The organism is Sporosarcina koreensis (genome assembly GCF_001531445.1).
In the GTDB taxonomy this organism is placed as follows: Bacteria; Bacillota; Bacilli; order Bacillales_A; family Planococcaceae; genus Sporosarcina; species Sporosarcina koreensis_C.
Window position 1 is genome coordinate 1 of record NZ_LQYA01000145.1, and the last position, 6769, is coordinate 6769.

General features: G+C 46.9%; 8 protein-coding genes. 1 reads left to right on the forward strand and 7 read right to left on the reverse strand.

Annotated features, from left to right (window positions below; translation table 11 throughout):
• From AWV70_RS15195 to AWV70_RS15225, 6 genes are all read right to left on the reverse strand, one after another.
• Positions 1-1290 (reverse strand): acyl-CoA carboxylase subunit beta (locus tag AWV70_RS15195; RefSeq protein ID WP_060209023.1); only part of this gene is annotated, 1290 nt, incomplete at its 3' end.
• Positions 1291-1359: 69 nt separating this feature from the next.
• Positions 1360-1575, reverse strand: a complete 216-nt coding sequence (locus tag AWV70_RS15200) for a biotin/lipoyl-binding carrier protein (protein ID WP_060208925.1) — start codon at positions 1573-1575, stop codon at positions 1360-1362.
• The gene (locus AWV70_RS15205) at positions 1572-2933 is read right to left on the reverse strand and encodes an acetyl-CoA carboxylase biotin carboxylase subunit (protein ID WP_060208927.1); all 1362 of its coding nucleotides are present in this window, start codon (positions 2931-2933) and stop codon (positions 1572-1574) included. The genes AWV70_RS15200 and AWV70_RS15205 overlap by 4 nt, the downstream gene beginning before the upstream one ends.
• A gap of 108 nt (positions 2934-3041) precedes the next feature.
• On the reverse strand, positions 3042-3803 hold the full coding sequence (locus tag AWV70_RS15210) for an enoyl-CoA hydratase/isomerase family protein (protein WP_060208930.1): 762 nt from the start codon (positions 3801-3803) through the stop codon (positions 3042-3044).
• Between the two features lie 483 nt (positions 3804-4286).
• A complete protein-coding gene (gene rpmF / locus AWV70_RS15220) occupies positions 4287-4460 on the reverse strand; it encodes a 50S ribosomal protein L32 (protein WP_060208933.1) in 174 nt (57 codons plus the stop codon).
• Positions 4461-4488: 28 nt separating this feature from the next.
• Positions 4489-5022 carry a YceD family protein gene (locus tag AWV70_RS15225; RefSeq protein ID WP_060208936.1) on the reverse strand — a complete coding sequence of 178 codons (534 nt, stop codon included), beginning with the start codon at positions 5020-5022 and terminating at the stop codon, positions 4489-4491.
• A gap of 127 nt (positions 5023-5149) precedes the next feature.
• On the opposite strand from AWV70_RS15225, the gene AWV70_RS15230 reads away from it, so the two are divergent.
• Entirely contained in the window at positions 5150-6388 is a 1239-nt protein-coding gene (locus tag AWV70_RS15230) for a nucleotidyltransferase (RefSeq protein WP_060208939.1), read from the forward strand.
• On the opposite strand, the gene AWV70_RS24710 is transcribed toward AWV70_RS15230, so the two are convergent.
• On the reverse strand, positions 6361-6769 hold a 409-nt coding region (locus AWV70_RS24710), incomplete at its 5' end, for a S16 family serine protease (protein ID WP_306464400.1). The genes AWV70_RS15230 and AWV70_RS24710 overlap by 28 nt on opposite strands.

Here is a 6769-nt window from a genome sequence, read left to right on the forward strand (position 1 = left end):
TTCCGGTCCCATTACCGCAATCTGCGCTGTAGGTAACGCAATGCAAACATCAGGCTCGAAAGCTGGACCCGCCATTGCATAGAGCCCTGCGCCGTACGCTTTCCGGACAACGACTGAAATTTTAGGAACAGTTGCCGAACTCATCGCCATGATCAATTTTGCACCATGACGGATTATGCCCTCGCGCTCGACTTTCGTTCCGATCATAAAGCCCGGGACATCCGCCAAAAACAGGAGCGGAATCGAAAATGCATCACATAGGTTGATGAATTTGGCGGCCTTATCTGCAGAATCGACGAATAGGACGCCCCCTTTAACTTTTGGCTGGTTTGCAATGATTCCAACCGGTTGTCCTTCAATTCTTGCAAGTCCCGTAATAAGTTCAGGCGCAAATAATTTCTTTATAGCAAAGAAACTGCCCTCATCGATCAATGCATCAATCGCTTCATACATATCGAACGGCGCATTTTGGTTTTTAGGGATGATGTCTTCCAATGATCTCCCCGCCTTGGCCGCCACTGCTTCTTTGACGGAAGGCTTCTCAGTGAAGTTAGCTGGGAAAAAGCTTAGATAGCGCCGCGCTTCGCTAATCGCTTCCTCTTCGTTTTCAACGAGGACATCGCCGCATCCGCTGACGGAACAATGCATTCTTGCGCCGCCCATTTCTTCCAACGTCACTTTCTCGCCGATCACTTTTTCCGCCATCCGAGGAGACCCCAAATACATGGATGCATTGCCTTCCACCATGATAACAATATCGCAGAAAGCAGGGATATATGCCCCACCAGCCGCTGAAGGTCCGAACAATAGGCAGATTTGCGGAATGAAGCCTGATAACCTTACTTGATTGTGGAAGATCTTTCCGGCCCCGCGACGGTTCGGGAACATTTCAAGTTGATCAGTAATTCGAGCGCCTGCAGAATCAACAAGATAAAGCATCGGTACTCTGTTTTTTTCAGCAATCTCTTGAATGCGGATGATTTTCTCGACTGTTTTCGATCCCCATGAACCGGCTTTCACTGTAGAATCATTCGCCATGACGCAAACGGTTTGCCCATTCACTCGCCCCATGGCAGTGACTACGCCGTCCGCCGGTAAATCATCAGCTTCACAATTCGCAAAGCGGCCATCCTCCATATACTTTCCATCATCGAAAAGAAGCTTAAGCCGATCGCGTACAAACAGCTTATTCTGCTCTTTCAATTTTTCGTGATATTTCGGATGACCTCCCGACAATACCTTTTGAATTCTATTTACAAGCTTTTCGTTATAACTCGTCTGTTCTGTCATATTCGTCATCGTTCTACCCCTCCCGATCACATTCGCCCATTATTCCACAGCTATACCGAAGCAGTTTATTTATCCCTCAATTACCGCGAGTACGTCTTCTTCATTCACGAAATCACCGACTTGGACATTGATAGATGCCACTTTACCAGCAATTTCCGTTTCAACAGGAATCTCCATTTTCATCGACTCCAGGACAATGATCACTTGACCAGCCTTCACTTCCTCGCCTTCAGCAACATTTACTGTGAATACCGTACCCGCCATAGCAGCTTTTACTTGTGTCATTTTTCCACTTCCTCCTTTTCGGTTTTCAGCCATTCTGCCAATACATTCGTATTATAATTTCCATTCTCGAATCCCTTTGATCCTATGAACTTTTGAAAGAGTGGAATATTCGATTTAACCCCTTCAATACTGAACGAATTAAAAAATTCGTCGGCTTTGCTTATCACTTCTTGTCGTCCATTTCCATGAATAATCACTTTTGCTATCATCGGATCATAGAACGGTGTGACGTTTCCGCCCTCCTCATAACCCGAATCAACGCGCACATCGACGTTTTCATTCCATTTCATTGAACGAATCGTTCCCGGAGACGGCATAAAAGTCACCGGATCCTCCGCATAAATGCGGAATTCAATCGCATGGCCGGAACTTTTGATCTGCTGTTGATCTTTGACAGGCAATTCATTGCCCTTTGCAACTTCAATCTGCCACTCCACAAGGTCATAGCCGGTCACTTCTTCAGTAACGGGATGCTCGACTTGTAAACGGGTATTCATTTCAAGGAAATAAAAATCATCGTTTTCCGATAAGATAAATTCCACGGTTCCCGCATTCCGATAGTCAACCGCTTTCCCTGCGGCAACGGCAGCCTTATACAGACGCTGAGCCACTTCCTTTTCCAAGGTAGGTGATGGAGATTCCTCGATTACTTTCTGATTCCGCCTTTGCACGGAACAATTCCGCTCGAACAGATGGACGATATTCCCTTTGTCATCCCCGAAAATCTGCACTTCAATATGACGCGCGTTTTCGACGAACTTTTCAAGAAAAACTACGTCATCCCCGAAGTAGGCTTTCGCCCGGTTTTTGACGGATTGAAAATGTTGACTGAGCGCTTGCTCATTTTCACATCGGATCATGCCAATACCGCCACCGCCCGCACTCGCTTTCAGCATGATCGGATAACCGAGTATCGCCGCGGCTTCTATCGCTTCCTCCAAGGAGGCGACCCCTTCATCAGTGCCTGGCACAACCGGCACCTGCGCCTCTTTCATCTTCATTCGCGAAGCAATTTTATCGCCCATCAATTCTATTGTTTCCGCGTCAGGACCGATGAATTTCAAACCTGCATCCCTGACTTTCCTTGCGAATGTGGCATTTTCGGACAAAAGGCCGTATCCAGGATGAATTGCGCCTGCCCCCACTTTCAATGCTATAGCGATAATATCATCCGCTTTTAAGTAGGACTGTAGTACAGGTCCCGGGCCAATAACATAGGCCTCGTCTGCATATTTCACAAACGGCAAGTGCTCGTCGGCTTCCGAATGGACCGCGACGGTTTGGATGCCGAGCCGCTTGCATGTCTTCATGATTCTCAATGCGATTTCTCCACGATTCGCAATAAGTATCTTGTTCATAGTGTAACCCCCCCAAGCTGCGTTGTTTGAACTTCTCCCCATCTACAGTTTATACGATGAATGAAACCGTTTTCAACTATTTGTCTGAATTCGTTTGATTATCTGACCTTATCGCTTCTTTCCGAGGAACTTTTCAACCGCCTCATGATGGGCATCGCTTTCCCATAGTTTTGCGCATTGTGCAGCCTCTTCCAGCATGTGGCTCCCTAGCCCGCTCTGCTCCCATTTTAAGATAGCCAGCCTTTTATACGCTCGGTGCACGGACGGGTGTATTTTTTTCATCTCCGAAATGAATTGCTCCAAGCCGGTTTGTGCATCTCCATCAAAGACCTCCGTCGCCCATCCGATTGCTTGTAACTGTTCCGCCGTATGTACTTTCGCTTCCGATAATAATTTCATCGTTGCATCATGATTGTTGAGTTTGACAAGAAGTTGCGATGCACCGCCCCATCCGCTTGTTATCGCGAGTGTCCCTTGGATGAATCCCGCCTTCGCCTTTCTGGATACGATCCTGTAATCGCAAGCAGTGGCAATTTCACACCCTCCGCCTACCGCCGCCCCATTGACAAGTGCAATGACCGGCACTGGCAAAATCGACAATCTGTACACTAATCCGGCCATTTTACTGAGCATTGGATAGGCTTCATCCGCTGTGCGGAAGCTGTGGAATTCCGACAGGTCGCCTCCCGAACAAAATGCACGATCACCTGCACCGGTTATGACCGCATATGCAATGTTGTCATCCGATTCGACTTTTGACAGGAATTCCTCAAGACCGTCCATGACGGCATGATTGACCGCGTTTCTCATTTCGGGCCGATTGATCATGAATGTAGCAATTCCATCCTTAATTTCAATATTATAAGACAAGCCAATCCCTCCTTTTGATAGTTTTACAAAAGTTATCGTTCATTTCCCCGCGGATATTGATCATTTCCCGAATTATATCGATCAATTCAGATGATATATCGATCATTTCCCAACTATTATCATTCATTTCCCAAGAGTTATTGTCATTTCGGGACCTTTGTCGCATTTGGGCCGTCTTCCGCTTTTGTATCATCCAGCTCCGGGTGGCAACTGCTCGGGTCATAAGTCAGCTCTGCTGTACGGCAAAGAGCGCCGCTTCGCAGATCTATCTTATGCCTGTCGCAGTTAACCGCCACCCTCCGCTTTTGTAACAATCCAGCTCCAGGCGGTAGCCTCTCGGGTCACTTCGATCTTGAAAGAAAAGGCAAGTGCGCCTTTTTTTCAAGCTCTCCAGTGCCTGTCGAGTCTAAACACCGCCTTCCGCTTTATAATATAAAAAACCACCGGAGCCATGGCCTCACGGTGGTCTTTAAGCAGCGGATGTTATTCCCCTACTACTTCTTTTCCTTTGTAATGACCGCAAGATTTGCAAACGCGGTGCGCAAGTTTCATTTCGCCGCAATTTTCACAAGTTGTCATGCCTGGAACTTGTAATTTGAAATGCGTACGACGAAGTCTTTTAGATGTTTTTGAAGTTCTTCTTTTTGGTACTGCCATTTGAGGCACCTCCTTAGTATCGTATCGCCTATTCCTTGTCCGAATTGAAAAAGTCAGCGAGTCCCGCTAAGCGCGGATCAACTTTCTTTTCCTTTTCTTCACGAAGCCGCTCTTCGTATTCTTCGTCGGTCGTATAAGACCAGCCTTTCCCCTCGGCACTTCTCATCTTATCGGCGTTTTCGCTGAAAATCTGCAAAGGCACTTCAAGAAGAACCAGCTCTTCAAAAATAGGGGTCGGATCGATGATTTCGCCGATAACCGGGTGGATCATATCATCCGTAGCAAGGGTGGCTTCGTCCCAACTGAACTGTTCGTCCGTTTCCACAGAAAATGGCAATTCGACATCTTCCCATGTTCGTGAACAAGGCAATGTCATCACACCTTCAAGGTGGAAATGACATGTCAGCTTTTTCGAACCGATTACACAGCTTCCCGTTACGTGGACAGGCTTAATATCCCGGATTTCCGGATTCCGTTTTTTGACGGAGTCAAGGTTGACCGCTTCGTCAAGCGGCAATGCTCCTTGTCTGTATTTCTGTAATTGATGAATGGACCATTTCACGTCTATATCACCTCAAGACAACACTGTTGATTATATAATGGATAAAAAGGGATGTCAAGATATTTTCTTGTCACCTAAATCGCATCAACGTATAATTCAATTAGATTATATCGAAGGAGTGGACATATTGAAAGCTACAGGCATTGTTGTTGAATATAATCCATTACATAATGGACATGTCTATCATGCAGAGCAGGCTCGAATGGCCACTGGTGCGGATGTCATCATTGCAGTCATGAGCGGCAATTTCCTGCAAAGGGGCGAACCGGCGTTTGTCGATAAATGGACGCGGACGAAGATGGCGCTGGCATCCGGCGTGGATATCGTATTCGAGCTTCCTTATCGTTTTGCAACAGCAAACGCTCCCGTATTCGCGCGAGGGGCCATCGAGCTACTCGATGCGGCTGGATGCAGCGCATTCTGTTTCGGTAGCGAAGATGGCAATATAAAGCCTTTTCAAAATAGCTTACAACTCATCGATCGCCATGCCGATGAATATGAAGCAGCGGTGAAAGATGCGGTCGCAGAAGGCGTAAGCTACCCGATGGCGTTGAATAGGGCGTACAAGACGATCCAAGCGGAACATGCCGAGGTCCTTATTGCCGACTTATCCATGCCGAATAATATTTTAGGCTTTCATTATATGGAAGCCGGACGTTCAATCGGATCATCGATGGAAGCTGTTACGATCAAGCGGATGGGGGCTGGCTACCATGATGAGACATTGGATCAAAAAATCGCGAGTGCAACTGGCATCCGCAAATCATTTTTCGAGTCAGAAGCACTTGACGATGTCTCAGATTTTCTTCCACAGTCAACAAAAAGCCTCCTCCTTGAATGGCAATTGGAAAGAAAGGGATTTGGCAATTGGGAAACCTTTTACCGATTCCTCCGTTTTGTGATTTTACGGGATGGGCCAACCCGCATCCGTTCAATTGCCGACGTAACGGAAGGAATTGAGAATCTCGTTTTCCGTGCGGCACAGTCACAGAACTCATTTCAATCATTCATGGATGCAGTGAAATCCAAGCGCTACACTTGGACAAGGATTCAGCGGATGCTCACGCATATTTTGACCGGTTTCACAAAAGAAATGCGAGCCGAAATGGAAAAGCCCGCTTATCTGCGGTTGCTGGGGATGACCAATGAAGGGCGTTCCTATTTAAGCGAACGAAAAAAGACGCTTGCCCTGCCGCTCATTAGCAAAGTTGCTTCATTTTCCAACCCTTCATTAGACTTGGATATAACCGCATCCGATATTTATGCACAGGCGCTAGGAAAAGAATCGGGCCCTTCAAAAATTGGCTTAGATTATAGAACGTCGCCAATTATGGAAGATCACTTCTCCTCCAAGCCATTCAAATAATCCAATGCATCATCTATAGTCGTTACAGGTACGATTTTCATTTTCGTGCCTATTTTTTCTGCCGTTTTTACAGCTTCCTCATAGTTTGTCATTATTCCAGGATTCTTTTTTCGTACTTCTTCCGGTAAATAATCGTCAGGCGCGAAAAAGAGTTCCACTCCTTCACGGTCAGCAGCCATGATCTTGAAATCGGCGCCGCCAATCCGGCCGACTGTTCCGTCAGCCAGCATTTCTCCGGTTCCCGCAATGTTGTATCCTTTCGTCAGATCTTCGTCCAGCAACTGATTCATGATTTCCAATGTGAACATAAGCCCTGCTGAAGGTCCCCCGATATCGGCGGTATGGATATCCACTTTCGGGTCGGTCGCCAGTTCACGGTCC

Excerpts from the sequence above, each read along its gene's own strand:
- AWV70_RS15200 (WP_060208925.1), bottom strand. The coding sequence starts at position 1,575 with ATGACACAAGTAAAAGCTGCTATGGCGGGTACGGTATTCACAGTAAAT.
- AWV70_RS15205 (WP_060208927.1), bottom strand. The coding sequence starts at position 2,933 with ATGAACAAGATACTTATTGCGAATCGTGGAGAAATCGCATTGAGAATC.
- rpmF (WP_060208933.1), bottom strand. The coding sequence starts at position 4,460 with ATGGCAGTACCAAAAAGAAGAACTTCAAAAACATCTAAAAGACTTCGT.